Annotated in this window: 29 protein-coding genes and 1 pseudogene; 26 read left to right on the forward strand and 4 right to left on the reverse strand. The window is 67.4% G+C overall.

Translation table 11 applies throughout. From position 1 onward, the window contains the following. The first annotated feature begins 70 nt into the window (after window positions 1-70). Window positions 71-550, forward strand: a complete 480-nt coding sequence (locus tag IU514_RS11270) for a (2Fe-2S)-binding protein (protein WP_194931222.1) — start codon at window positions 71-73, stop codon at window positions 548-550. Continuing rightward, entirely contained in the window at window positions 547-2,463 is a 1,917-nt protein-coding gene (locus IU514_RS11275; RefSeq protein WP_194931223.1) for a xanthine dehydrogenase family protein molybdopterin-binding subunit, read from the forward strand. The genes IU514_RS11270 and IU514_RS11275 overlap by 4 nt, the downstream gene beginning before the upstream one ends. 14 nt (window positions 2,464-2,477) lie before the next feature. Here the strand turns inward: IU514_RS11275 and IU514_RS18975 are convergent. Then, window positions 2,478-2,630: pseudogene (locus IU514_RS18975) on the reverse strand (alpha/beta fold hydrolase); the annotation flags it as partial. On the opposite strand from IU514_RS18975, the gene IU514_RS18980 reads away from it, so the two are divergent. The 4 genes from IU514_RS18980 to IU514_RS11295 all read left to right on the forward strand — a co-directional run bounded on the left by IU514_RS18980 (window position 2,589) and on the right by IU514_RS11295 (window position 4,988). Next, window positions 2,589-2,789, forward strand: coding sequence for a hypothetical protein (locus tag IU514_RS18980; RefSeq protein ID WP_228760678.1), 201 nt, complete (start codon window positions 2,589-2,591; stop codon window positions 2,787-2,789). The pseudogene IU514_RS18975 and the gene IU514_RS18980 overlap by 42 nt on opposite strands. Before the next feature lie 207 nt (window positions 2,790-2,996). After that, entirely contained in the window at window positions 2,997-3,779 is a 783-nt protein-coding gene (locus tag IU514_RS11285; protein ID WP_228760679.1) for a DNA alkylation repair protein, read from the forward strand. Window positions 3,780-3,928: 149 nt separating this feature from the next. Then, a complete protein-coding gene (locus tag IU514_RS11290) occupies window positions 3,929-4,375 on the forward strand; it encodes a hypothetical protein (protein ID WP_194931224.1) in 447 nt (148 codons plus the stop codon). Between the two features lie 238 nt (window positions 4,376-4,613). Then, window positions 4,614-4,988, forward strand: a complete 375-nt coding sequence (locus IU514_RS11295) for a VOC family protein (protein WP_194931225.1) — start codon at window positions 4,614-4,616, stop codon at window positions 4,986-4,988. Window positions 4,989-5,006: 18 nt separating this feature from the next. Here the strand turns inward: IU514_RS11295 and IU514_RS11300 are convergent, their stop codons facing one another. Both IU514_RS11300 and IU514_RS11305 read right to left on the reverse strand, forming a co-directional pair. Continuing rightward, window positions 5,007-5,471 (reverse strand): hypothetical protein, encoded by a 465-nt coding sequence (locus IU514_RS11300; RefSeq protein ID WP_194931226.1) that lies wholly within the window; start codon window positions 5,469-5,471, stop codon window positions 5,007-5,009. A gap of 77 nt (window positions 5,472-5,548) precedes the next feature. Continuing rightward, window positions 5,549-6,310 (reverse strand): flagellar brake protein, encoded by a 762-nt coding sequence (locus tag IU514_RS11305; RefSeq protein WP_194931227.1) that lies wholly within the window; start codon window positions 6,308-6,310, stop codon window positions 5,549-5,551. Between the two features lie 153 nt (window positions 6,311-6,463). On the opposite strand from IU514_RS11305, the gene IU514_RS11310 reads away from it, so the two are divergent. From IU514_RS11310 to IU514_RS11400, 19 genes are all read left to right on the forward strand, one after another. Next, window positions 6,464-7,540, forward strand: a complete 1,077-nt coding sequence (locus tag IU514_RS11310; RefSeq protein ID WP_194931228.1) for a diguanylate cyclase — start codon at window positions 6,464-6,466, stop codon at window positions 7,538-7,540. Window positions 7,541-7,680: 140 nt separating this feature from the next. Beyond that, entirely contained in the window at window positions 7,681-8,994 is a 1,314-nt protein-coding gene (locus IU514_RS11315; protein ID WP_194931229.1) for an aminotransferase class V-fold PLP-dependent enzyme, read from the forward strand. Between the two features lie 72 nt (window positions 8,995-9,066). Continuing rightward, window positions 9,067-9,408: a zinc ribbon domain-containing protein YjdM gene (locus IU514_RS11320; protein ID WP_194931230.1), complete on the forward strand. Its 342-nt coding sequence runs from the start codon at window positions 9,067-9,069 to the stop codon at window positions 9,406-9,408. A 97-nt stretch (window positions 9,409-9,505) separates the two neighbouring features. After that, window positions 9,506-10,057: an NADPH-dependent FMN reductase gene (locus IU514_RS11325; protein ID WP_194931231.1), complete on the forward strand. Its 552-nt coding sequence runs from the start codon at window positions 9,506-9,508 to the stop codon at window positions 10,055-10,057. Between the two features lie 129 nt (window positions 10,058-10,186). Beyond that, entirely contained in the window at window positions 10,187-10,792 is a 606-nt protein-coding gene (locus IU514_RS11330) for a YceI family protein (protein WP_194931232.1), read from the forward strand. Window positions 10,793-10,896: 104 nt separating this feature from the next. Then, entirely contained in the window at window positions 10,897-11,337 is a 441-nt protein-coding gene (locus tag IU514_RS11335) for a YciI family protein (RefSeq protein WP_194931233.1), read from the forward strand. 109 nt (window positions 11,338-11,446) lie between these two features. Next, window positions 11,447-11,776 carry a VOC family protein gene (locus tag IU514_RS11340; RefSeq protein ID WP_228760680.1) on the forward strand — a complete coding sequence of 110 codons (330 nt, stop codon included), beginning with the start codon at window positions 11,447-11,449 and terminating at the stop codon, window positions 11,774-11,776. 38 nt (window positions 11,777-11,814) lie between these two features. After that, window positions 11,815-12,342 carry an SRPBCC family protein gene (locus IU514_RS11345; protein ID WP_194931234.1) on the forward strand — a complete coding sequence of 176 codons (528 nt, stop codon included), beginning with the start codon at window positions 11,815-11,817 and terminating at the stop codon, window positions 12,340-12,342. 82 nt (window positions 12,343-12,424) lie between these two features. Then, entirely contained in the window at window positions 12,425-13,690 is a 1,266-nt protein-coding gene (locus tag IU514_RS11350; protein ID WP_194931235.1) for an RNA polymerase sigma factor, read from the forward strand. Further along, complete coding sequence (locus tag IU514_RS11355) at window positions 13,690-14,196, forward strand: GNAT family N-acetyltransferase (RefSeq protein WP_194931236.1); 507 nt, start codon at window positions 13,690-13,692, stop codon at window positions 14,194-14,196. Before IU514_RS11350 ends, IU514_RS11355 begins: the two co-directional genes overlap by 1 nt. A gap of 32 nt (window positions 14,197-14,228) precedes the next feature. Next, on the forward strand, window positions 14,229-15,044 hold the full coding sequence (locus IU514_RS11360; protein WP_194931237.1) for an SAM-dependent methyltransferase: 816 nt from the start codon (window positions 14,229-14,231) through the stop codon (window positions 15,042-15,044). Window positions 15,045-15,080: 36 nt separating this feature from the next. After that, window positions 15,081-15,362 (forward strand): hypothetical protein, encoded by a 282-nt coding sequence (locus IU514_RS11365; RefSeq protein ID WP_194931238.1) that lies wholly within the window; start codon window positions 15,081-15,083, stop codon window positions 15,360-15,362. Window positions 15,363-15,378: 16 nt separating this feature from the next. Further along, on the forward strand, window positions 15,379-17,202 hold the full coding sequence (locus tag IU514_RS11370; protein ID WP_194931239.1) for a sensor domain-containing diguanylate cyclase: 1,824 nt from the start codon (window positions 15,379-15,381) through the stop codon (window positions 17,200-17,202). Window positions 17,203-17,239: 37 nt separating this feature from the next. After that, window positions 17,240-17,842, forward strand: a complete 603-nt coding sequence (locus IU514_RS11375) for an HD domain-containing protein (RefSeq protein WP_194931240.1) — start codon at window positions 17,240-17,242, stop codon at window positions 17,840-17,842. 311 nt (window positions 17,843-18,153) lie between these two features. Beyond that, window positions 18,154-18,630: a YbhB/YbcL family Raf kinase inhibitor-like protein gene (locus tag IU514_RS11380; RefSeq protein ID WP_194931241.1), complete on the forward strand. Its 477-nt coding sequence runs from the start codon at window positions 18,154-18,156 to the stop codon at window positions 18,628-18,630. A 118-nt stretch (window positions 18,631-18,748) separates the two neighbouring features. After that, a complete protein-coding gene (locus IU514_RS11385; RefSeq protein WP_194931242.1) occupies window positions 18,749-19,258 on the forward strand; it encodes a DUF1993 domain-containing protein in 510 nt (169 codons plus the stop codon). Beyond that, a complete protein-coding gene (locus IU514_RS11390) occupies window positions 19,258-19,926 on the forward strand; it encodes a DUF998 domain-containing protein (RefSeq protein WP_228760681.1) in 669 nt (222 codons plus the stop codon). Before IU514_RS11385 ends, IU514_RS11390 begins: the two co-directional genes overlap by 1 nt. 9 nt (window positions 19,927-19,935) lie before the next feature. Next, window positions 19,936-20,688, forward strand: coding sequence for a sulfurtransferase (locus IU514_RS11395; RefSeq protein ID WP_194931243.1), 753 nt, complete (start codon window positions 19,936-19,938; stop codon window positions 20,686-20,688). A gap of 122 nt (window positions 20,689-20,810) precedes the next feature. After that, window positions 20,811-21,440 (forward strand): hypothetical protein, encoded by a 630-nt coding sequence (locus IU514_RS11400; RefSeq protein WP_194931244.1) that lies wholly within the window; start codon window positions 20,811-20,813, stop codon window positions 21,438-21,440. Window positions 21,441-21,505: 65 nt separating this feature from the next. Here IU514_RS11400 and IU514_RS11405 read toward each other — a convergent pair whose 3' ends face one another. Next, window positions 21,506-22,750, reverse strand: a complete 1,245-nt coding sequence (locus IU514_RS11405; RefSeq protein ID WP_194931245.1) for a TIGR03862 family flavoprotein — start codon at window positions 22,748-22,750, stop codon at window positions 21,506-21,508. Between the two features lie 111 nt (window positions 22,751-22,861). Between IU514_RS11405 and IU514_RS11410 the strand changes: the two genes are divergently transcribed. Then, a complete protein-coding gene (locus tag IU514_RS11410; protein ID WP_194931246.1) occupies window positions 22,862-24,523 on the forward strand; it encodes a serine hydrolase in 1,662 nt (553 codons plus the stop codon).

Raw genomic sequence — 24,523 nt, forward strand, 5'->3', positions numbered from 1 at the left:
ATGGACGGTCCCCGGTCTTGGCCGTGAACTTGCGTGTGCGGCCGCAGGGCCCCTGCCAGCGAGCCAGCTCATGCCAGCGACAATCAACGTAAACGGAGCCCCGCGCACGGTCGATGTGGACGACGACACCCCGCTGTTGTGGGTGTTGCGCGACGTCCTGCAGCTCACCGGCACCAAGTTCGGCTGCGGCGTCGCCCTGTGCGGTGCGTGCACGGTACACATCGACGGCGTGCCGAGGCGGTCGTGCATCACTCCCATCGCCGCCGTGGGCGACGCGAAAGTTCGCACGATCGAAGCGCTGCACGAGCTTCCGGTGGGCCGTGCGCTCCAGCAGGCATGGCTCGACAACGAAGTGATCCAGTGCGGCTACTGCCAGTCGGGCCAGCTGATGTCGGCGGCGGCGCTTCTGGCGGGCAATGCCGCGCCCAGCGACGACGACATCGACAGCGTTATGAGCGGCAACATCTGCCGTTGCGGCACCTACGAACGCATCCGCGGCGCGATCAAGTCGGCGGCGAAGCAGGCCGGCGGACGCGGAGGTGCGTCATGAGCGCCGATCCCCGTGACGAGATCATGGCGGCCGCGCTCGGCGCAATGCGCCAGTCCCGCCGCGCATTCCTGCAAACCGTGGCCGTCGTCGGCGGCAGCCTGGTCGTCGGCTTCCACCTCGCCGGCCCCGCACGGGCGGCACCCGCGGCCGCGAAGGGCGGCCAACCGTGGTCGTCCAACGCCTTCATCCGCATTGCGCCGAGCGGTGCGGTGACGCTGGTGGTGCCGTACGTCGAGATGGGGCAGGGCGCATACACCTCGCAAGCGCAACTGCTGGCCGAGGAACTGGACGTCGGCATGGACCAGGTCACGGTGGAACATGCGCCACCGGATCCGAAGCGCTATAGCCATCCGGTCTATGGCGACCAGATCACCGGTGGTTCCGCATCGCTGCCCGGCAGCTGGGCGACGCTGCGCCAGGCCGGTGCGGACACGCGGGCGCTGCTGGTGGCGGCCGCCTGCAAGCGCTGGAGCGCGCAGCCCGCCGATTGCAGCACCGGGCAGGGACAGGTCATCCATGCCAACGGGCGGCGCCTGGGTTATGGCGAACTGGTCGCGACGGCGGCGACGTTGCCGGCGTCAACGGACAAAGCACCGCTCAAACCGCTCGCCGATTACAAAATCGTCGGGCATTCGGTCAAGCGCGTCGACACGCCGGCCAAGGTCAACGGCACGGCGAAGTTCGGCATCGACGCGTTGCCTGAAGGCGTGCGCTTTGCCGCAGTGCGCGCCACTCCGGTGTTCGGCGGACGCGTTGCCGGCGTCGATCAGGCACCGGCGCTGGCCGTGCGTGGCGTGCGCCAGGTGGTGGTGCTGGACGACCTGGTGGCAGTGGTCGCCGACAACACGTGGGCTGCGCGCAAGGGCATGGCGGCGCTGGACATCCGCTGGAACGAAGGCGCCAACGCCAGCCTCGACACCGCCGCGCTGGTGGCGCAATGCGACGCCGCGCTCGAGCGCGAGGGTGTGGTGGCGGTCAAGGTCGGCGACGTCGCCAAGGCGCGCGCGGCGAAGGGCTACGAGGCGACATTCCGGCAGCCGATGCTGGCGCACGCGACGATGGAGCCGATCAACTGCACCGCGCATGTCACCCGGGACCGCTGCGAAGTCTGGGTGGGCTGCCAGGTGCTGGGGCGTGCGCAACAGCGCGCTGCCGAAGCGTCCGGGCTGCCGCTCGACAAGGTGGTCGTGCACAACCACCTGCTGGGCGGCGGATTCGGCCGGCGCCTGGAGGCCGACTACGTGACCCAGGCGGTCCGCATCGCCAAGCACGTCGATGCCCCGGTGAAGGTGACGTGGAGCCGCGAAGAGGACATCCAGCAGGATTACTTCCGTTACCACAACCACAGCCGCGTCTGGGTCGATACCGACCGCGCCGGCATGCCGGTCAGCTTCCACCACCGCGTCGTCGGGCCGGCGATCATGGTGGTGTTCCTGCCGATCTTCTTCAAGGACGGCGTCGATTACGACGCGGTCAACGGCGCGGCCGGACCGTACGACTTCCCCAATGCGCTGGTCGACTACGTTCGCCAGGAACCGCCCGAGGGACTGCACGTGGGCAACTGGCGCGGAGTGGGGCATACGCGCAACGTGTTCGTCGTCGAGTCGGTCATCGACGATCTGGCGCAGCGCGCCGGCATCGACCCGCTCGAGTACCGCCGGCGCCTGCTGGGCAAGAGCCCGAGATCGCTCGCCGTGCTCGAGCTCGCAGCGGACAAGGCCGGCTGGGGCCGCAAGCTCGGATCGGGACAGGGCATGGGCCTGTCGCTGCAGGAAGGCTTCGGGAGCTTCCTGGCGACCGTCGCGCAGGTGCGCGTGGCGCAGGATGGCAAGCTCAAGGTCGAGCGCGTGGTCTGCGCGATCGACTGCGGCGTGGCGGTCAACCCCGACATCGTGAAGGCGCAGCGGACATAGCGCTGCAATTGCAGTGCTTCGACGAAGGCCGCCAGGGTCGCGGCGAGGGCATCGAACGTATAGACGTAGTTGCGCCCGGTGGGCACATTCGTAAACCCGAACCCCGGCATGTCGGGCGCAACGACATGGAACTGGTCCGACAGCTCGGCCAGAAGGTGTCGGTACATGTGCGAGCTGGTGGGAAAGCCGTGGACCAGCAGCAGCGTCGGCAGGCGCGGATCACCGGCCTCGCGATAGAACACCTCGACGCCGTCTGCGGCAACGAATCGATGATGGACGGGAGAACGCGGATTGAGCGGCATGGTCGCGGCCCCTCAGGGAGATGATTCGTAATGAAGATTCGCCGGCCGGTTCTGGCCTGTATGGCGCGCGGGCAGCGTCGCATCCGACAGGGCGAAGCGGCGTGAAGCGGTGAACCAAGGGCGGTTGGCCCCCTGCCGAACCCGGATGCCAACATCGTTGCGACGCACAGGCTCCAAATTTCTTGACGCGCCGTTGAGTAACATCGCCCGGACTGCACCCAGGAGCACGGCATGGCCAGGGTTTCCACCACGAACCACAGTCGTGGAGCAGCACGTGTTTCGTCGCCGGCCGGACGGCCGGGCAAGGCGCCGGTACCTGCGATGGTCCCGGTCGACGAGCAGGTCGAGACTGCCATCGCCTGGCTGAAACGCCACGCGACCAGCAAGACCCGGGACGGCATGGCGCGCTATGCGATTCCGTCCGAGCATGCCTTCGGCGTGTCGATGGCCCACATCCAGCAGCTCGCCAAACAGCTTGGCCGCAGCCATGCGCTGGCCGATGCGTTGTGGGACACCGGCTGGTACGAAGCGCGCATGCTCGCGGCCTACGTCGATGAGCCCGCCCGAGTCACCTCGTCGCAGATGGATCGGTGGTGCCGCGACTTCGACAACTGGGCGATCTGCGACACGCTGTGCTTCGCCCTGTTCGATCGCGCGCCGCACGCGTGGAAGAAGGTGCCGCTGTGGGCAGGGCGTCGCGACGAGTTCGTCAAGCGGGCGGCGTTCGCGTTGCTTGCGAGCCTGGCGCTGCACGACCGCGAAGCGGCGGATGCGCAGTTCCTGCATGGGCTTGAGCTGATCGAGCGCGAGTCGGGTGACGACCGCAACTTCGTCAAGAAAGGAGTGAGCTGGGCATTGCGATCGATCGGACGCCGCCGCAGCCCGGGTCTCAGGACGGCTGCACTCGCGACCGCCAAACGCCTGGCCGAATCGCAGGAGCCGGCAGCGCGCTGGGTGGGAAAGGATGCGCTGCGCGATTTCGCCAAGGCGCAAGCGAAGCGGGATTCCGCATGACCGGCACCGGGGCGCTCGTGCACCCGTCGGAGTGACGTCCGGACGGGCCTTGCCTGCGCGCTGGCGCCGTTAAGGTTTGTGCGGTCCTTGTCGATGTGACGGATCGCGCCACGCGGATCGTCCCGCGCGGCCTTCTTCGCGGAGGACTTATGAAACCTACACGTCTGTGGTGCGCAGCCCTGTGCTGCGCGTTCCTGTTGTTCGCCACCGGTGCCGGGGCCCAGGAGCGCCCGTACAAGGACGGGCCGGTCACCATCGTGACCTCGATCAAGGTGGTCGACGGCCAGTTCGAGAACTACATGGACTTCCTCAACACGAGTTGGCGCAGGATCCAGGAAGAGGCGAAGGCCGCCGGCATGGTCCTCGACTACCACGTGATGGGCGCCCAGCCGCACGACCCGGACGAAGCCGACCTCTACCTCGTGGTGACCTATCCCAACATGGCCACGTTCGACGACATGGACAAGAAGATGGATCCCATCGCGGCCAAGGTCACCAAGATGTCCATCAAGCAGCAGGACGAGGCCTCGGGCAAGCGCACGGCGATGCGCACGATCCTGGGACAGCAGCTGCTGCGTGAGATTGTCTTCAAGTGATGGCTTCGCGCACCTCAGGCGGGCGGGTGCCCGCCTAGGGTGTTTCGCGCTCGGATGGTCTTGTGCAGTCGTGCCTGGCCGAGCGTTCTCGCCTTCTGCATCGTCGGCCATGGCTGGCCTCTGCGGCTCCCGCGAAAACGAGGCCCGGAAAGGGCCAATGCGAACCCGTTCGCTGCCGGGTTGCCGCATGCTGCCTCCGGACACGTGTTACGAACTATCGACCGTCAGGAGGATGTTCATGTTCAGGAAGGTGGCTTTCACGATGTATCCGATCAGCGACGTGCAGCGTGCGCGGGACTTCTACGAGAACAAGCTCGGCCTCGCAGCGGGTTCCGTCGGCAACCAGGGCGACCAGTACTGGATCGAGTACGACCTGCCCGAAGGCGGATGCCTGGCGCTGACCAACTTCGTGCCGGACAAGCCGAGCGAATCGTCGGGCGGCACCATTGCGCTCGAGGTCGAGGATCTCGACACCCTGATGGCGGACCTGAAAGGGAAGGGCGTGACCTTCCGCAGCGACGTCATCCACAGCCCGGTGTGCCGGATGGCCGTCTGCCTCGACTCGGAAGGCAATTCGATCCTGCTGCACCAGCTCAAGCCGAAGGCCGCGTAAGCGCGGCCGCGGCGGCGGTCAATTCGGACCGAAGTTGCCGCAGCCGTCGTAAGTCCGTTCGGCCACGGTGAGCGTGGCGACGGCTTCGAATGCCTGGCCGCTCATCACGTCACGGCAAGTCTTCAGCTCGACCTTCAGCATCAGGGAGGTGCCGTCGGCGGCCTTGCCGCTCCAGCCGTCGGGCAGGCGGGTCGCCGGGGCGATGTCGAACTTGCGTTCGCCGTAGTCGACCTCGGCATGCAGCGCGGGTGCGTCGCCGGGAGCGACCTGCGCGGTCCAGCCAGGTTCATTGCCTATCGCGCGAAAGCCGGATGCCATCCGTGCGGCGTCCGGCGGCGGGGCCTTTGCCGTGGTGGCCGCAGGCGCGGGCGCGTCGGCCGGTTTGGCAGGCGAAGGCGGCGTTGCCTCATCGCCCTGCTTGCAGGCGGCGAGCGCGAGCGACACGGCGGCAACGGCGTGGAGCAGGACGATGCGATGGCTCATGGCGTCGGGCCGATGCGGGGCTGGGGGGAGCATCCGCATGCCAACGTTGCCCGGCCGTGAAGGCGGTAACGGGGTCTTCAGGCGCCGCGTCGCCGCAGTACCTGTTCGCGATCGAGTTGCATGATGTAGCGCAGCAGGCGGGTCTGGGTCGCAGCCGGCAGGTCGGTGAATTCGCATCCGAGCTGCTGCATCGGCTTGCCGCGTTGCGTGGTCGGCACGATGTGGCGGATGTCGAGCGTCACGCTCATCGGCTCCAGCCCCGGCAGCTCGACGACGCATCCGCTCAAGCGGTCGCCCACCTGGAATCGCGAAGCCGCGGCGTGAAGCAGCAGTGCAACGCCGCCGCCGCCGATGTCGCGAATGGTCGCCGTCAGCCCTCCCGGATGCTCGACATACGGCCCGGCGGGAATGCGGCAGCGCAGTCCACCCAGCGGCTCGCGCCGCATGAACTCGCGACGCTGCATGTGCAGCAGTTGGTCAGGCAGCGGGAGCGCGAGCGCCGGCTGTCCCTCCTGTGTGTCGAGCCGGGCCGTTCCACAGGCGAACCGGACTGCCACCCGTTCGACATGCCCTTCGAAGTGCAGCCGCTGGCTGCCCAACCAGTGTTCGAGCTGCATGCGTGAGGGCGGCACGTCGATCCAGAACGACGACGTGCCCACCTCCAGCAATACCGTCAGCGTTCCCGCATCGTGCCCGCCGGCGTGGACACGCAGCGTGCAGCGGCCATCCAGCAGGCGTTGCAGGTGCCTTCGTATGTCCGCGTGCGTGCGGACCAGGCACTTGTCGTAGTGCTCTTCGATGGCATCCGGCGTGCCGTAATGGGATGGGGCGTTCGTCATCGCCGTCGTTAACGGCGGCAGGGCGATGGACTTTAGCCGCAATCGACAATTTCCCTGCGCAATGCGATGCGCGACACGGACGGTGGCTGCCCGTTACGATAGAGGCTTGATCCAGAGAGCTTGAGGGGGCAGGCGCTGGACGGGGTCGAACGAATGAAGATCGGGACCGCAGCATCGGACCACAGCGCTGTGTCCGATCCGCTGCGCATGGTCGCGCGCATCCATCGCATGCGAACGCTGGGCCTGGGCGCCGGAGCGATCGCGGTGGCGGGCGTGCTGTATGAGAACGGTGCGTCCTGGCCCGTGTGGGCGCTGCTGTTCGCCAACGGCTTCGTCTGGCCGGTCGTGGCTTACTTCATCGCAAGCCGCAGTGCGGATCCGCATCGTGCCGAACTGCGCAATCTCGCCTTCGATTCGGCTGCCGGCGGTTTCTGGGTGGCGATGATGCAGTTCAACGTGCTGCCGAGCGCGGTGATCGTGGTGATGCTGTCGGCGGACAAACTCGGTGTCGGCGGCTGGCGGCTGCTCCGGCGCACGGCCACCTTGCAGGTCGTTACCTGCGCGGTGACGGCGGCGCTGTTGGGCTTTCCGTTCAAACCCGAGAGCAGCATGTTCAACATCCTGCTCAGCCTGCCTTTCATGTTCACCTATCCACTGGCGATCAGCGCCGTCGCCCATGCGCTGTCGCGCAAGGTGGTGCGGCAGAACCGCCAGCTCGACCAGATCAATCGCACCGACGGCCTGACTGGCCTGTCCAACCGCGCGAACTGGGAAGAGACCGCGCGCCACGAGCTGGAGCGCGCGTTGCGCACGCAGCGGCCGGCGGCGCTGATGATGCTCGACATCGACGACTTCAAGCGCATCAACGACCAGTACGGGCATCCGACCGGTGATGCGGTCCTGCGCCGCGTCGCGGACACGATGCGCGACAATCTGCGCAGCATCGACACGCCCGCGCGTTTCGGTGGAGACGAGTTCGGCGCCGTGCTGGTCGAACTGGAGCCCGCCGACGCGGTGGCGCTGATCGAACGGATTCGCCGCTCGCTGGAGTCGGCGCGATTCGACGAGGCGCCTGGGTTGCGCTTCACCGTCAGCATCGGTATCGCGATGGCGGACGCATCGGTGACGGACGCCGGTGCCTGGGTGCGCCAGGCCGACGCCGCGCTGTACCGGGCCAAGCAGGCCGGGCGAAACCGGGTACAGGTGCAGGCAGCGGCCATACCCGGCTGATTCGCGGACGTCCGGGCCCGTTCGGGCTGCCGGAAGCGGGCATGGCACGGAGGTAGCCTACTCCCGTCGGGTGCACCCGGGTCACGCTCACGTGCACGCGAGTACGCTGCGGCGATCCCTCCGAGCGAGATGGTGCTGCCATGTCCCTGACGCGACGCGAATTCCTGGCCGTGCCAGCCGCACTGGCGGCGGGCTCCATGCTGCCGGCCGGCCTGTTCGCGGCCGTGGTTTCCGAGACGCCGGCGATGCCCGACCTGTCCGACTGGGGCAAGGTCCGTGCCCAGTTCGTGCTTGATCCGGCCTATTCGCATTTCGCCAGCTTCTTCATTTCCAGCCATCCGGCGCCGGTACGCGATGCGATCGAAGCCTATCGGCGAGCCATCGATCGCAATCCGTTCCTGACGGTCGAGCAGGCGATGTTCGAAGACGTCGAGCACAACCTGCCGATCAAGGTGGCCACCGAGATCGCCGACTACCTGGGCGGCCGTGCGCAGGACGTGTGCCTGACCCGCAGCACCACCGAGTCGCTGGCGCTGGTCTATCACGGCCTGCCGCTCAAGCCCGGCGACGAGGTGTTGTGCACGACGCACGACCACTACTCGCATCACGAGTCGATCCGGCTCGCCACCGCGCGTGCCGGCGCGACCATGCGCAAGGTGCCGCTGTTCGAGGACGCGGCGCAGGCCACCACCGAGAGCATCATCGCGCGCCTGCGCCAGGCGATCGGGCCGAAGACGAAGGCGATAGGCCTTACCTGGGTGCATTCCAGCAGCGGCATCCGGCTGCCGGTGCGCGAGATCACCGCGGCGTTGCGAGCATCCGGCGAGCCGCCGCTGATCATCCTGGATGGCGTGCACGGCCTGGGTTCGGTCGACGAGACCGTGGCGACGATGGGCGTCGATTTCTTCTGCGCAGGGACACACAAGTGGATGCTCGGGCCGCGTGGCACCGCGCTGGTGTGGGCGAACGCGCAGCGCTGGGCGCAACTGCGGCCGACGATCCCGAACTTCACCGACATGGAGTCCTACGAGGCCTGGATGGCAGATCGCGAACCGGCCACGCCGAACAACGCGGCACGCATGGCACCGGGTGGCTTCCATGCATTCGAGCACCAGTGGGGCGCCGCCGCGGCGTTCCGCATGCATCGGCAGATGGGCAAGGCGAAAGTGGCCGCGCGGATCCGCAGTCTCAACGACCAGCTCAAGGAGGGGCTCGCGAAGAATCCGAAAGTGCGCATGCATACGCCGCGCTCGGGCGATCTGTCGGCTGGACTGGTGGCGTTCGAAGTCGACGGTCTGAAGCCGAACGAGGTGGTGCAGCAGCTGCTGGCTCGTAACATCATCGCCAGCACCAGCCCCTATGCGATCACCTATGCGCGGCTGGCGCCGAGCCTGGTCAACACCCCTGAGGAAGTCGACAAGGCGGTCAAGGCCGTGCGCGAGATCTCCGGCTGAGCGTTGCGCATGCCGGGAAGCGTGCCGCGCTGCCTTAGAATGCACGCTCCCCCGTATCGCTGAGTCATCGCAATGCCCACGTCTCCCGCATGCCCGCAGTGCACCCTCGAGAACACGTATGTCGACGGGGGGCAGTACGTCTGCGCGGATTGCGGCTACGAATGGCCGATGGCCGGCGACACCTCGGCGGAATCCGGCGTCGTCGTGCGCGACAGCAACGGCAACGCGCTGGCCGAGGGCGACACCGTGGTGGTGATCAAGGACCTGAAGGTGAAGGGTTCCTCGATCCCGCTCAAGCAGGGCACCGTGATCAAGAACATCCGCCTGGTCGAAGACGACGCCGAGCATATCGAAGGCAACTCCGACAAGATCAAGGGGCTGGTGCTGAAGACCTGCTTCCTGCGCAAGGCGTGAACGCCACTGCGTGCGCGCGAGATGCCGTCACGACGCGGTAACGGCCGGCTTCCAACAGTAGGGCCTCCATTGCCGGAGGCCCCCTGGGAGCATCGAGATGAGTCAGTTCCGCATCGCCCTGATCGTTGGCAGCCTGCGCCGCGAATCCTTCAACAAGAAACTGGCCGATGGGCTGGTGCGGCTGGCGCCGCGGGATTTCACCTTCCATCACTGCGAGATTGGCGACCTGCCGCTCTACAACCAGGACGATGACGGCCACCAGGCCGCGCCGGTGAAGCGGCTGAAGCACGAGATCGGCGAGTCGCAGGGCGTTCTGTTCGTTACGCCCGAATACAACCGGTCCATTCCCGGCGTGCTGAAGAACGCGATCGACCACGCCTCGCGCCCGTACGGACAAAGCGCATTCGCCGGCAAGCCGGCCGGCGTCATCGGCATCTCGGTGGGGGCGATCGGCACCGCGATCGCGCAGCAGCACCTGCGCAACGTCCTCGCCTACCTGGACATGCCGACACTGGGGCAGCCCGAGGCCTTCCTGCAGGCCAAGGAAGGCTTCTTCGGTGCCGACGGCCATATCGGCGAGGGCAGCCAGAAGTTCCTGCAGGGCTGGGTGGACGCCTACGCGAACTGGGTGCGGTCTCACGCGGGTTGAGGCGCTGGCGGGGGGGAGGCCTGGCGGCTCCCGGCCGATGTCGAATCGATGTGTCGATCCGGCGCCTTCCCGTTCGTCGCATGGACAAAGGGCCCAATCCGGGCCCCGCCTGCGCCGAAGGAGCCCGCCATGCCCCGCAAGTCCGCCATCCTCGTCATCTCCCTGCTCATGTTCGCGGCCGTCCCCGCCTGGGCGGGCGGCGACCGCTACACGATCGACCCGGACCACACCTATCCGAGCCTCGAGATGTCGCACATGGGCCTGTCGGTGTGGCGGGGCAAGTTCAATCGCACCACCGGATCGGTCACGCTCGATCGCGCCGGTCGCACCGGTCAGGTCGACGTACGCGTGGAAACGGACAGCATCGACTTCGGCCTGGCGTCGATGCACGAACACGCCGTCACCGCTGATTGGCTCAACGTGGCCGCATTCCCCGACATGACCTACCGCGGGGCGATCCGTTTCAACGGCGACCGCCCGGTTTCGGTGGACGGACAGTTGACCCTGCTGGGCGTGACCCGGCCGGTGACGCTGTCCATCCGCAGCTTCAAGTGCATGCCGCATCCGGTCCTCAACCGCGAAGTCTGCGGTGCCGACGCCGAGGGCGAGCTCGATCGCGGGGACTTCGGGCTGACCCGTTACACGCAGGACGGCATGGGCCGGATCCACGTGCGCATCCAGGTCGAGGCCCTGCGCGACGGTCCGGCTGATGCCGGAAAAAAAGTTTCGCGGTGATGTCGATCCCGGGTTTCCCGGTTCGTCGCCATCACAAAGGCGCGGTGATATCGGCCGGCCTTCGATCCACAACCCACGATTCCAGACTTGAAAGGAGAAAGACGATGCGTTGCATGGTGATGGTCAAGGCCACCGCGGCTTCGGAAGCGGGCGAGATGCCGAGCGAGACGCTGCTGGCCGACATGGGGCGGTTCAACGAGGAGCTGGTGAAGGCCGGCATCATGCTGGCGGGCGAGGGCCTGCACCCGAGTTCGAAGGGCGCCCGCGTGAAGTTCTCGGGCGGCAAGCGCACGGTGGTCGACGGCCCGTTCGCGGAGACCAAGGAACTGGTTGCCGGTTACTGGATGTGGCAGGTGAGCTCGATGGAAGAGGCGATCGAATGGGTCAAGCGTTGCCCGAACCCGTTCGAGGGCGACATCGAGAGCGAGATCGAGATCCGCCCGGTGTTCGAAGCCGAAGACTTCGGCGACGAGTTCACGCCGGAGCTTCGCGAGCAGGAAGAGCGCCTGCGCGCCCGGATCGCCGATCAGCACGGCAACGTCTGATACCACCCCCAAGGAGACAGATGATGAGGATCGAGCCCTACCTGTTCTTCAACGGTCGCTGCGAGGAAGCGATCGAGTTCTACGGCAAGCCGTTGGCGCGAAGGTGGAAATGCTGATGCGCTACAAGGAAAGCCCGGAGCCGCCGAACCCGGATTGCCCGACGCCGCCGGGCTGGGAGGACAAGGTGATGCACAGCGCTTTCCGCATCGGCGAGACGCTGGTGATGGCCTCCGATGGCCATGGTGGACCGACGCGCTTCGACGGTTTTTCGCTGTCGATCACGGCCAGGGATGATGCCGAAGCGAAGCGGGTGTTCGATGCGCTCGCCGACGGCGGACAGCTCATCGCGCCGCTGTCGCCTACGTTCTTCGCATCGAGCTTCGGCATGCTGGCCGACCGCTTCGGCGTGTCGTGGATGGTGATCGCGCTGAAGGCGTGAATCCCCAAGTGAACATTCAACCCAAAGGAAGGAACCTCATGTTCAAGACCGTTCTGATCGTCCTTGCCGTGCTGATCGCCGGCGTGCTCGTGCTCGCGGCCACCCGGCCGGATACCTTCCGCGTCGAACGATCCACCCGGATCCATGCGCCGCCGGACAGGGTGTTCGCGCTGATCAACGATTTCCATCGTTGGCAGGCGTGGTCGCCCTACGAAAAGAAGGATCCCGGCATGAAGCGCGCGTTCTCCGGCAACCCGAACGGTGCCGGTGCCGCCTACGCCTGGGATGGCGACCGCAACATCGGGGCCGGGCAGATGCGCATCACCGAGTCGGTGCCGACGTCGCGCGTGGCGCTGTCGCTGGAGTTCGCGCGGCCATTCAAGGGCCACAACCAGGTCGAGTTCACCCTGCAGCCCAAGGGGGGCGCCACCGAGGTGACGTGGGCCATGCATGGCCCCAGTCCCTATATCGCCAAGGTGATGGGGCTGGTGTTCGACATGGACGAGATGATCGGCGAAGACTTCGAGAACGGTCTGGCAGACCTCAAGGCCGTCGCCGAGCATTGATGCAGGGCGGAGCGCCAGTGCAGGGCATGTGCGGCCCGGTCGCTATTGCATCGCGCGTGGTGCGATGGTGTCATCGCCGGCCATGACGGCGCACGACATCCATCGCACCATCGAAGCGGTCTGGAGGATCGAATCGGCCCGGCTGATCGCTGGGCTGGCGCGCATGGTCCGCGACGTGGGCCTCGCGGAGGAGCTTGCCCAGGACGCGCTGGTCGCCGCGCTGGAACGCTGGCCCGAGGCCGGCGTTCCCGACAACCCCGGTGCGTGGCTGATGGCCACCGCCAAGCATCGCGCCATCGACCGGCTGCGCCGCAGCAAGCTGCAGCAGCGCAAGCACGAGGAACTCGCGCGCGAACTCGAGGACGACCGCGAGAACGAGGTCGAGGCGCGGTTCGAGGCGCTCGACGACCCCATCGGCGATGACCTGCTGCGGCTGGTCTTCACCGCCTGCCATCCGGTCCTGTCGATGGAGGCGCGTGTCGCACTGACGCTGCGCATGCTCGGCGGCCTGACCACGACCGAGATCGCGCGCGCCTTCCTGGTACCGGAAGCAACCGTGGCCCAGCGCATCGTCCGCGCCAAGCGCACGCTGTCGGACGCCAACGTGCCGTTCGAGGTGCCGCGCGGCGATGAGCTGGCGGCGCGGCTGGCGTCTGTGCTGGGCGTGATCTACCTGATCTTCAACGAGGGCTATTCGGCCACGGCTGGCGACGACTGGTTGCGTCCGTCGTTGTGCGAGGAGGCGATGCGTCTCGGACGCGTGGTCGCGGGACTGGCGCCGAACGAGCCGGAAGTGCACGGGCTGGTCGCATTGATGGAGATCCAGGCCTCGCGCTCGAGGGCGCGGGTCGGCCCGACCGGTGAGCCGATCCTGTTGCTCGACCAGGACCGGGCGCGCTGGGACCGGTTGCTGATCAACCGGGGACTCGCTTCGCTGGAGCGCGCCGTGAAACTCGGCGGCGAGCGCGGACCGTACGCGCTGCAGGCGGCCATCGCCGCCTGTCATGCGCGCGCCCGTACCGCCGACGAGACCGATTGGGCCCGCATCGTCGGCCTGTACGGCGCACTCGCGCAGGTGATGCCGTCCCCGATCGTCGAGCTCAACCGTGCCGTGGCGTTGTCGATGCTGTTCGGCCCCGAGGCGGGGTTGCGCATCGTCGATGCGCTGGTTGAAGAGGCCGCGCTGCAGCACTACCACCTGCTGCCCAGTGTGCGCGCCGACCTGCTGAAGAAACTGGGACGCCTGGACGAGGCGCGCGCGGAGTTCGAGAAGGCCGCCGGCCTGACCGGAAATGCCCGCGAGCGCGAACTGCTGCTGCAGCGTGCAGCAGAGTGCGAGGCCGGCTGATGGATCTCATCGACACGCCGCGCCTGAAGCTTCAGATGGTGGGCAAAGGCGACGAGGCGCTGTACTGCCGGCTGTATGGCGATGCTCAGGTGATGCGCCATATCGCCGGGCCGCTTCCGCACGAAACGGCGCGGCGCAGCTTTGCCATCGCGTGCTGCCAGGCGGCGGAGCGGCCGATGCGCCGCCCCTGGTGGGTCATCCGTGAACACGGGCGGGGTGACGCGGGCATCGTCGGCCTCGTGCTGGATCGCGAAGAGCCGGAGATCGGCGTCGTGCTGGCGCCCGAGGCGCAGGCGCGCGGACTGGCCGTCGAAGCGATGGATGCGCTGGCGCGCGCGGCCTTTGCCACCGGATTGGCGTCACGGCTGTGGCTGCGCCATGCGCCCGGCAACGTCGCGATGGCCGCCGTGGCGAGCCGCCTGGGCGCCACGCGCACGCAGGATGGGACAGGGCCGGACGCCTGCCGCTGGAGCCTGTGCATGGAAATGAAATCCATATCCCGCTAGATTCCGGACTCCCGTCTCAATTCGCGGCCTGCATGCCCCAAACCGGAAGCCTGGTCTGCGTCGGCCTCGGCATGATGCTCGGAGCCCACGTCAGCCCGCGATCGCGCAGCCATATCGAGCAGGCCGATGTCGTGTTCGCTGCCGTGTCCGACCCGGTGGTCGAGCTGTGGCTGCAGCAGATGCACGGCGACGTGCGCAGCCTTCAGTCCTGCTACGCAGCGGGCAAGTCGCGCCACGACACCTATCGCGAGATGGTCGAGGCGCTGCTCGCCGAAGTCCGAGCCGGACGGCGCGTCTGCGGCGTGTTCTACGGTCATCCGGGCGTGTTCGCGCAGGCGCCGCACCGTGCCGTTGCCCAGGCCCGGCATGAAGGCTTCCAGGCCCACATGGAGCCCGGCATCTCGGCCGAGGGCTGCCTGTACGCGGACCTGGGCATCGATCCGGGCGACGTCGGCTGCCAGCATTACGAGGCCAGCCAGTTCATGTTCTACCGGCGCCGGATCGATCCTTCGGCCTACCTGATCCTGTGGCAGGTCGGGCATGCCGGCGACCGCTCGGTCAGCCGGAACATCACCGGGCCGGCGTACCGCCGCCTGCTGGTCGATCTGCTGGCCGAGGACTATCCCCTCGACCATGCCGTGATCGCCTACGAAGCTGCTACCCTTCCGATCTCGTCGCCGCGGACGGAGGGGATGCCGCTTGCCGCGATAGTGGATGCCGACCTGCGGCTGCAGACCACGCTGGTGATACCGCCAGCCCGGCCTCTGCAACGTAACGAGGCAATGCTGGACCGAATTGCCGCGCTAGATCGTGGGAGCGTCCTGGGCGAGCCGATCCATTTGCCGTAATACCTTCGCAACATCACGCATAAGGGGAAATGCAACGTGTCCGAGGTCATTCGTTTTCTGGAAAGCATGGGCCGCAACCCGGCCATGTCGGCGGCGCAGTTCGCCGCGAGCGTTTCGATGCTGCAGGCCGACGACGCGCTGAAGCAGGCATTGCTCAAGGGCAATGCGGCGTCGCTCAACGATCTGCTGGGCGGCCGTGCCGCGCCGATGATGATGAGCCAGTACGCGCCGCTGGAAGAGCCGCAGCGCCGCGACGACGACCAGGAAGGCGAGGAGCCCTCGCAGGATCCGACGCCGGATTCGGAACAGGTCAACTGACCGGCAAGCAGACGTCATGCTCGTCGCGCGCAAGCTGCTGCCCTGGGTGATCTTCACCGGGATCTGCCTTGCGCTGGGTAACGGCAATGCCGCGACTTCGGTCGCGGCATTGTTGAGCCGGGCGGAAGCCGTGCGCAGCTCGGATCCCGGTGAGTTCCAGCAGCTGCTGGTCGAACTCGAGGAGGCCAGGCCCAATGCCTCGTCGGCGCAGCGCGACCAGATCGCGTACCTGCAGGCATACCGGCAGTCGTACCTCGGGCGATACAACATCGCCATCCCGGCGCTGCAAAAGCTCGCCCGGGACGCGACCACGGTCGAAACCCGCTATCGCGCCGGCGCACTGATGGTCAATGGCTACGCGGTCACGCGTCAGTTCACCGAAGGCCTGCGCCAGCTCGACCAGACGCTGGAGCTGGTGGATCGAATCGAGGATACGGACCTGCGTGCCCACGGCCTGGGCGTGGCGGCCGTGATGTACAACGAAATCGGCGAGTACCGGCTCGGCCTGCATTACGCCGAGCGTATCCTCGCCAATCCTCCGCATGGACGCGCCCGCTGCTTCGCCGGGCAGTACCGCGCCGAGGCCCTGTGGCAGCTCAAGCGCCTGCCTGCCAGCGACGCCATGCTCCGCGATGCGATCCAGCATTGCGTGGCCGAAGACGAAGCCGTGATCGCCAACCTGTTGCGCGGAACCCTGGCCCGGCAGTGGGCGTCGCAGGGGCAGCGCGGCAAGGCCATCGCCCTGTTGCAGCAGCACATGCCGGAGATCGAGTCGACGCGGTATGCGCGGCTGGTCGGCGAAGCCCATTCGCTATTGGCCGAACTGTTGTTGGCCCAGGGCAGCCTCGTCGAGGCCGAGCGCAACGCACGCGCCGCGATTTCGCACGGTCCCGCCATGCCGCATTCGCAGCCGCTGGTGGCCGCCTTCAAGGCGCTCTACGAGATCGCCAGCCGCCGCGGTGATACCGCCGCGGCGCTGGATTACTACCGGCGCTACGCCGAGGCCGACAAGGCCTACCTCAACGACGTGAAGACGCGCGAGCTGGCCTACCAGTTCGTGCGCCAGGAAACCGCGCAGAAGACCCAGCAGATCGAACTGCTCAACCGCCAGAACCAGGTGCTGCAGCTGCAGCAGCGGGTGGCGAAGCAGAACGCACAGAACACGCGGCTGGTGGTGCTGTTGCTGCTGGTGGTCGTCGCCGGCCTGGGGTACTGGGCCTATTGGATCCGCCGCCGGCAGAAGGCGCTGCGCCGCTTCGCCGAGACCGACGCGCTGACCGGCGCCAGCAATCGCCACCATTTCACGCAGAGCGCCGAGCAGGCGCTGGCCCAGTGCGCGCGAAACGGCGAACAGGCTGCGCTGGTGATGTTCGATCTGGACCGCTTCAAGGAAATCAACGACACCTACGGCCACGCCGCCGGCGACTGGGTGCTGCGCGAGGTCGCTGACGCCTGCCGCAGCTTTTGCCGGGGCATCGACTGCTTTGGCCGGCTCGGCGGCGAGGAGTTCGCGTTCCTGCTGCTCGGTTGCGACCTGGCCGCGGCGACGCGCCTGGCCGAGGATTGCCGCGTGCGGTTGACCCGCATCGACACGCGGCCCAGCGGGCACAACTTCACCGTGACGGCGAGCTTTGGCGTCAGTGCCACGGCCTCGTCGGGTTTCGGCCTGGAAGTGCTGATCTCGCACGCCGACCGCATGCTCTATCGGGCCAAGCGTGGCGGCCGCAACCAGGTGCGGGCGTACACGCCGGACATGCCGATCGCCGAAACGTCGCGTCGCGAAGAAGACTGCGAGCAGGAGCCGGCCCAGATACCGGCTTTCGGCGCTTCCGCGCCCTGAGCCATCGCACGCTGTTGGGCGGTAAAGTGCGCAGGTGATGCATCCACCGCCCATCGTGATCCCCGCGGAACAGCTCGCCGCCGTCGAGGCTTCGTACTCCACGCCTGCGCGCGCCTATCACCACTTCGGCCACGTGCAGGACGTGCTGCACCACTACGAGGACGTGGTGACCGGGCCGGGCTGGCGCCAGCCGGCCGAGGTGTACCTGGCCGTGCTCTACCACGACGCGATCTATGAGCCTGGGCGCAAGGACAACGAAGCCCAATCGGCCGTCCTGGCACGCGAACACATCACGCGCTGGCAGCATGGAGTGGATGCCGATCGCGTGGCCGCCCTGATCGAGCTGACCGCTCGCCATGGCCACCTCGCCGCGGATGAAGTGGACGCCGAGGCCGCGCTGTTCCTCGACTGCGACATGGCCATCCTCGGCGCCGAGCCGGCGGTGTTCGATGCCTATGACCGCGCCATCGCCGCCGAATACCGCGGCCACGTGCCGGGCTGGCTGTACAGGATCAACCGTCGCCGTTTCCTGAAAGGCCTGCTCGGCCGCGAGCGGATCTACCTCAGCGACTTCTTCCATGCGCGGCTGGACCAGCAGGCGCGTCGCAACCTGCGCCGGGCGGTGACAGAGAAGCGTTAGACCGCTCGGGCTGACTGCCCTCACCCCAACCCTCTCCCGCAAGCGGGAGAGGGGGAAGGAAAGCAGACTCAGAAAGCGACTGGCGGGCTTGCTTTTCCCTCTCCCGCTTGCGGGAGAGGGCAGGGTGAGGGCGCACTTGCTTTGGCAGGCCTGCGAACATCGCCCATCGCATTCACGTGATGCGCTGCTGCCTAGAATCGGAACGTCCGTTGGAGAGTTGCGCCATGAACCCGATCCGCATCTGGCCTGCTGGGCTCGCGGCGCTCGTGCTGGCCATGGTCAGCCCGTTCAGTGAAGGAAAGGAGCCTGCCGTGAGCCTGACCCTGACATCCACCGCGTTCACCGCCGGAGGCTCGATCCCGGCCAGGCAGACCTGCGAGGGGCAGGACGCCTCGCCGCCCTTGCAATGGTCGGGCGTTCCCGACAGCGCGCGCAGCCTGGTCCTGATCGTCGACGATCCCGACGCGCCCGATCCCGCCGCGCCGCAGCGCACCTGGGTGCACTGGGTGCTGTACAACCTGCCGGCCAGCGCGAAGGGCTTGGAGGAGGCTGTAGCGGCTTCGCAGTTGCCGCCCGGTACGCGCGAAGGCCTCAACGACTGGAAGCGCACGGGTTATGGCGGTCCGTGTCCGCCGATCGGGCGCCATCGCTATTTCCACAAGCTCTACGCGCTCGACACCGAACTGCTGGACCTCGGTAAGCCCGACAAAGCGAAGCTGCTGGATGCGATGAAGGGCCACATCGTGGCGCAGGCGGAGCTGGTGGGGACCTACCAGAAGGATCGCTGAGCCCCATCTCCAATGGTGTGTGCGCCATCGCCGCGTGGCGATGGCGTGCCGGCCGTCATGAAGGCACGGGTGCGCCGGCGGTACCATGCGCGGAACTTCCCCGTGCAAACGAACCGACATGACGATCTCCATGTACACCGCCTGCGTCCCCGTACTGCGGCAGATGCTGGGCAGCCTCGACAGCCTGCTCGGCAAGGCCGAGGCGCACATCGCCGCACGCAATATCGATCCCGCGGCGCTGCTGCAGTCGCGGCTGTTCCCGGACATGTTCCCCTTCATCCGCCAGGTGCAGATCGCCTGCGACTTCGCCAAGAGCGTGCCCGCGCGACTGGCCGGCGTGGACGTGCCGGCGTTCGAGGACAACGAGCAGACCATCGCCCAGTTGCACGAGCGCATCGCGCGCACGCTGGCGTTCATCGACAGCCTGGATGCCGCGAAGTTCGAGGGCAGCGAGCAACGCGAGATCGTCCTGCGTCCCGGCACGCCGAAGGAGAAGAAGCTCAATGGCCAGGCCTACCTGCTAGCGTACGGTCTGCCGCAGTTCTTCTTCCATGTGAGCACCGCGTACGCGCTGCTGCGCCACAACGGCGTCGAAGTCGGCAAGAAGGACTACATGGGGGCCTACTGATGCTCCCCGCACAGGGTGATGCGACAGCGAGGCGGATGGGCACGGCGGCACTGGCCGGCGTGCTCGTGTTCACCGTCGTGTGCACGGCGGTGCAGTTCCTTCGCGCCGACCTGGACTGGCTGCGCACGCCGCTGAGCTTCTACCTGGTCGACGCCTACGGCCGCTGGGTCCAGGCCGCCTACGTGCTGCTGAGCATGTCGCTGGGCCTGATCGGCATCGGCTACCACCGTGCAATGGCGCCTGGCGCGCGCAGCGGCGTGGCGCGCGCCTTGTTCGTGCTGGCCGGCATCGCGCTGACCATCACCGCCGTGGCCGAGACCAATCGCAACCTGGCCTCGATCGATTTCGAAGGCTACGTGCATGCGATTGCCGCGCCGCTGGCGTTCCTGTTCGTCAGCACGGGGATGCTGCTGCTGTCCTGGAGGCTCCGCGCAGACGGGCGCTGGCGGACCCGCTTCGGGCCGGCCTTCGTTCTGGCGGCAGTCAGTTTCGCGGCGCTGTGGGGGCATGCCCTGTGGCGCTCGGCGCCACGCGGGGCCACCCAGAAGGCCGTGATCCTGCTGATCCTGGCCTGGATGGGGCTGATGGCCCTGTGGCTGAGGCGTGCCGAGTCGCCGGCCCCCGACCGTCTGGCCACGCCTGCCGGGATGGCGGCCGGGGACGGTTAAAATATCGCCATGATCCTCAATGCCGCCGCCTACCATTTCGCCACCATCGACGACCCGCGGACGCTGGCCGCGCAACTGCGCGAGCGCGCCGAAATCGCGGAACTGCGCGGAACGGTGCTGGTGGCGGAGGAGGGCGTGAACCTATTCCTGGCGGGTGCCGGTCAGGCACTGCACGGCTTCCTCGACGCACTGCGCGAAGATCCGCGTTTCGCTGGCCTGACAGTCAAGTTCAGCCACAGCGCGACCCAGCCGTTCGGACGGCTGAAGGTCAAGGTCAAGAAGGAAATCATCAGCTTCCGCCGCGACCAGTCTTCGCCATTGCAGGGCCGTGCGCCGGCGGTGATGCCTGCCGAACTGGCGCGCTGGCTGGAGCAGGGGCGCGACGATGCCGGCAAGCGCGTGGTATTGCTCGATACGCGCAATCGCGAGGAGGTGGGCTACGGCACCTTCACCAACGCGCTGACGCTTCCGATCGACAACTTCACCGATTTGCCGGACGCGCTGGCGCCGCACCGCGAATCGCTGCGTGACGCCACGGTGGTCAGCTTCTGCACCGGCGGAATCCGCTGCGAGAAGGCCGCGCTGTGGATGCGTGCCGACGGCATGGACAACGTGCTGCAGCTCGACGGCGGCATCCTCGGTTACTTCGAACAGGTGGGCGGTTACGGTTACGACGGCCGCTGCTTCGTCTTCGACGAGCGCGTCGCACTGGATCCTGCCCTGACGCCGATGGTGGACGTTCCGCAAGACGCCGCAGCGTGAACCCGGCACAACGAGCGGTGTGACCTGCCGCCCGCGTTTTCACGCTTCGCGCATTGCGCGTGCGGGCGAAGTCGTGTTTCCTTGCGAATCGATCCGGACCCTCGTCCGGAATGGAAGGCGTCATGCGCGGATTTCGAGTCATCCCCCTGGCCACGAGTGGTCTCGTGATCGTCGCTGCGCTCGCCGGACTGACCGCCTGCGAGGCCAGGAAACCCGCCGAGACTCCCGCCGTTGCGGCACCGGAAGCGACGATCGCGCCGCCGCCGCCCGCCAATCCTGAGCCGGACGCCAGCGCCGCGCCGGTCGAACGTGCCGCGCCGCCGATGCTGAAGCCAGTCGCACTGGGCACGTTCGAGCCCGGCAATCCGGTTGCCGAAGCCATCACCGGCAGGCTGCAGATCGAGGACACGATGCTGAAGGGGGCCAATGGCGCCAGCTTCACCACCGAGCGCGTGGCCATCCTCAAGGGTGGCGACGAATACACCGCGGGCGAAACCTACGCCGAGGCGATGATGATCGAGCCGTCCGAGACGGTGGAACTGCGCCGCGTGCTGGAAGAAACCCCGCCCAGCAAGACGCCGGGCAACGCCATCTGCGCGAACACCAAGGCCGGTTACATCGCGATGGCGAAGGTGATGGAAGACAACACCGAGATCGTCAAGCTGATCGGCCTGCAGGGCAGCGACATCCCCGCGCCGGGTGCTTCGGGTACCGCGTTGTGCGCGAGCACGAACTACATCGGGAAGAAGTGATGTCGGAATCGCTGCTCGATGGCGCGCTGTCGGCGCGCTATCCGCGCGCATCAGGGCGGATTCCCTCAGCGATGTGACCTGATCCACTCCACCGCGCCAAGCCCGGCCTTGCGGCCGCTGGCGTAACAGGCGGTCAGCAGATAGCCGCCGGTGGGTGCTTCCCAGTCGAGCATTTCGCCCGCGCAGAACACGCCCGGCAACGAACGCAGCATCAAGTCCTGATCCATCGCTTCCAGCCGCACGCCACCGGCGCTGCTGATCGCCTCGGCGATCGGCCGCGCACGCAGCAAGCGCAGCGGCAGACGCTTGATCGTGTCCACGATCGCATCCACGTCGCCGCGCCGCGATGCGTCCAGCACTTCATGCACCAGGGCGACCTTGACCGGGTTGAGCCCGGTCTGGCGGCGCAGGTGTTCGCCGAGGCTGCGGCCGGCGCGAGGCTTGGCGAGGTCGCGGCGCAGACGTTCGGCGTCGCGGCCGGGCGCCAGGTCGAGATGCAGCCAGGCTTCGCCATTTCGCGCAATCGAGTCGCGCAGCATGGCCGACAGCGCGTAGACCAGGCTGCCTTCGATGCCGGTGGTGGTGACCACGCACTCGCCCTGCAGCGAATGTTCCTGTCCTGAGTCGTCGGTCCAGATCGCAACGACCGGCTTCAGCGGTGCGCCGGCATGGCGGCTGGCGACATGATCGCTCCAGCCGATGTCGAAACCGCAGTTTGACGGCTGCAATTCGGCCACGTCGACACCTCGCTCGCGCAGCAGCGACTGCCAGGCACCGTCCGAGCCGAGCTGCGGCCAGCTTCCGCCGCCTAGAGCGAGCAACGTAGCTTGGGGCCTGACGGCGACTTCGCCCTCGGGCGTGGCGAATCGCAACGCGCCGGTCTCATCCCAGCCCAGCCAGCGGTGCTGCACGTGGAAGCGCACACCGGACTCGCGCAGGCGCCGTACCCAGCCGCGCAACAGCGGCGCGGCCTTGCGATCCATCGGGAACACGCGGCCGGACGTGCCGATGTAGGTGTCCACGCCGAAACCGCGCGCCCAATCGCGCAGCGCATCGGCGTCGAAATCGTCGAGCCATGCGCCGACTTCGCCGCTGCGCGCGCCGTAGCGCTGGTCGAAGCCGGGACGCGGCTCGCCGTGCGTCAGGTTGAGCCCGCCCTTGCCGGCGATCAGGAACTTGCGCCCGACCGAACCCTTGCCTTCGAACAGATCCACTTCGATCCCGGCTGCGCGCGCGACCTCGGCGGCCATCAGGCCGGCGGGACCGCCGCCGACGATGGCGAGTCCGGGAAGGGCGGTGGGCGAGGGCATGCGTGGGGAACCGGGGACACGGTCCGACATTATGCCGGGCCGCGCGTCCGCACCTGCGGCGGCGGCTGGCCTTCGGTTATCTTCGGCGGGACGTTTCCGGGGAAGTCGTAGATGCGAAATGCAGGTTGGGCGCGCAGCGCCCTGTTGGGGGCCACGCTGTCAGGGGCCACGCTGGCCTGGGGTGGCATCGCGACCGCGGCGGCGCCCGCGCCGTCCGCTGCCGAGGCGGAACTGCCGGCGCAGTTGCAGGATTTCGATGCCTACGTCGAAGGCGTGCGCAAGCAGTTCGACGTGCCCGGCATCGCCGTGGCGATCGTCAAGGATGGGCGCGTGGTGCTGGAGCGCGGCTTTGGCGTACGTCAGCTGCCGCAGGATGCACGCGGCAAGCCGGCTCCTGTCGATGCGCACACGCTGTTCGCGATCGCATCCAATACCAAGGCATTCACCGCGGCCTCGCTGTCGATCCTCGCCGACGAAGGCAAGCTCAGTCTCGACGACCGCGTCATCGACCATCTGCCCTGGTTCCAGATGTCCGATGCCTATGTCACCCGCGAGATGCGAGTGCGCGACCTGCTCGCGCACCGTAGCGGGCTCGGCCTGGGCGCGGGCGACCTGCTGTACTGGCCGGGTACCGACTACAGCACGCAGGACGTGGCGCGGCGGCTGAAGGATGTTCCCCTCAGCGGCGGATTCCGCAGCCAGTACGCCTACGACAACATCCTCTACGGTGTCGCCCAGCTGGTGATCGAACAGGCCAGCGGCCAGTCCTACGAAACGTTCCTGCGCACGCGGATCCTTCGTCCGCTCGGCATGGACGAGACGCGCTTCAACAGCGATGCGCTGAAGCCCGGCGACAACGTCGCCACCGGCTATGCCAAGGCCGACTTCAAGGACCTGCAGGCGGCGCCGCGCATGACCTGGTCCAACGTGTCGGGTGCCGGCGGCCTGTATTCCAGCGTGCACGACATGACCCGCTGGATGCGCATGCAGCTCGACGGCGGCGTCTATCGCGATGCGCAGGGCCGCGAACAACGCCTTTTCAGCGAGAAACGGCAGCAGGAGATGTGGTCGGTATTGACGCCGATGCCGATCGCCAAGCCTTCCGTGCCTGAACTGGAGCCGGTGCGCCCCAATTTCCTGGGCTACGGTGAAGGCTGGCAGTTGTCGGACTACCGCGGCCAGAAGCTGGCCTGGCACACCGGCGGATGGCCGGGCATGGTGTCGCGGCTGACGCTGGTGCCGTCGAAGAAGCTCGGCGTCATCGTGCTGACCAGCGCCGAGCTGTCAGGTGCGTTCAACGCCGTGACGATGCGCGTGCTCGACGCATACCTGGATGCGCCGAAGACCGACTGGGCCGCCGCCTACGGCGCCGCGCTGGCCAAGTCGCAGGAGAAGGCCGGCGAGGACTGGAACAAACACCAGCAGGCGCGTGCGAAGGATTCACATCCGTCCCTGCCGCTGGCCGGGTACGCCGGCACCTATCGAGACCCGTGGTACGGCGATGTCGTCATCGAGCCGCGCGGAAACAAGCTGGTCATGCGCTTCAGCCGCACGAAGCAGTTGGTAGGCGAGCTGTCGCACTGGCAGCACGACACCTTCATCGTCCGCTGGAACGAGCGCTGGCTCAACGCCGATGCGTTCGTGACCTTCTCGCTGGACGCCGACGGTGCGGTCCGCGAGGCGCGCATGGAAGCGATCTCGCCGCTGACCGATTTCAGCTTCGATTTCCAGGACCTGCGGCTGACGCCGGTAAAGGCGGAAGGCCAAGGCTGA

This window comes from Lysobacter niastensis, assembly GCF_015453285.1.
GTDB classification, from domain to species: domain Bacteria; phylum Pseudomonadota; class Gammaproteobacteria; order Xanthomonadales; family Xanthomonadaceae; genus Lysobacter_J; species Lysobacter_J niastensis.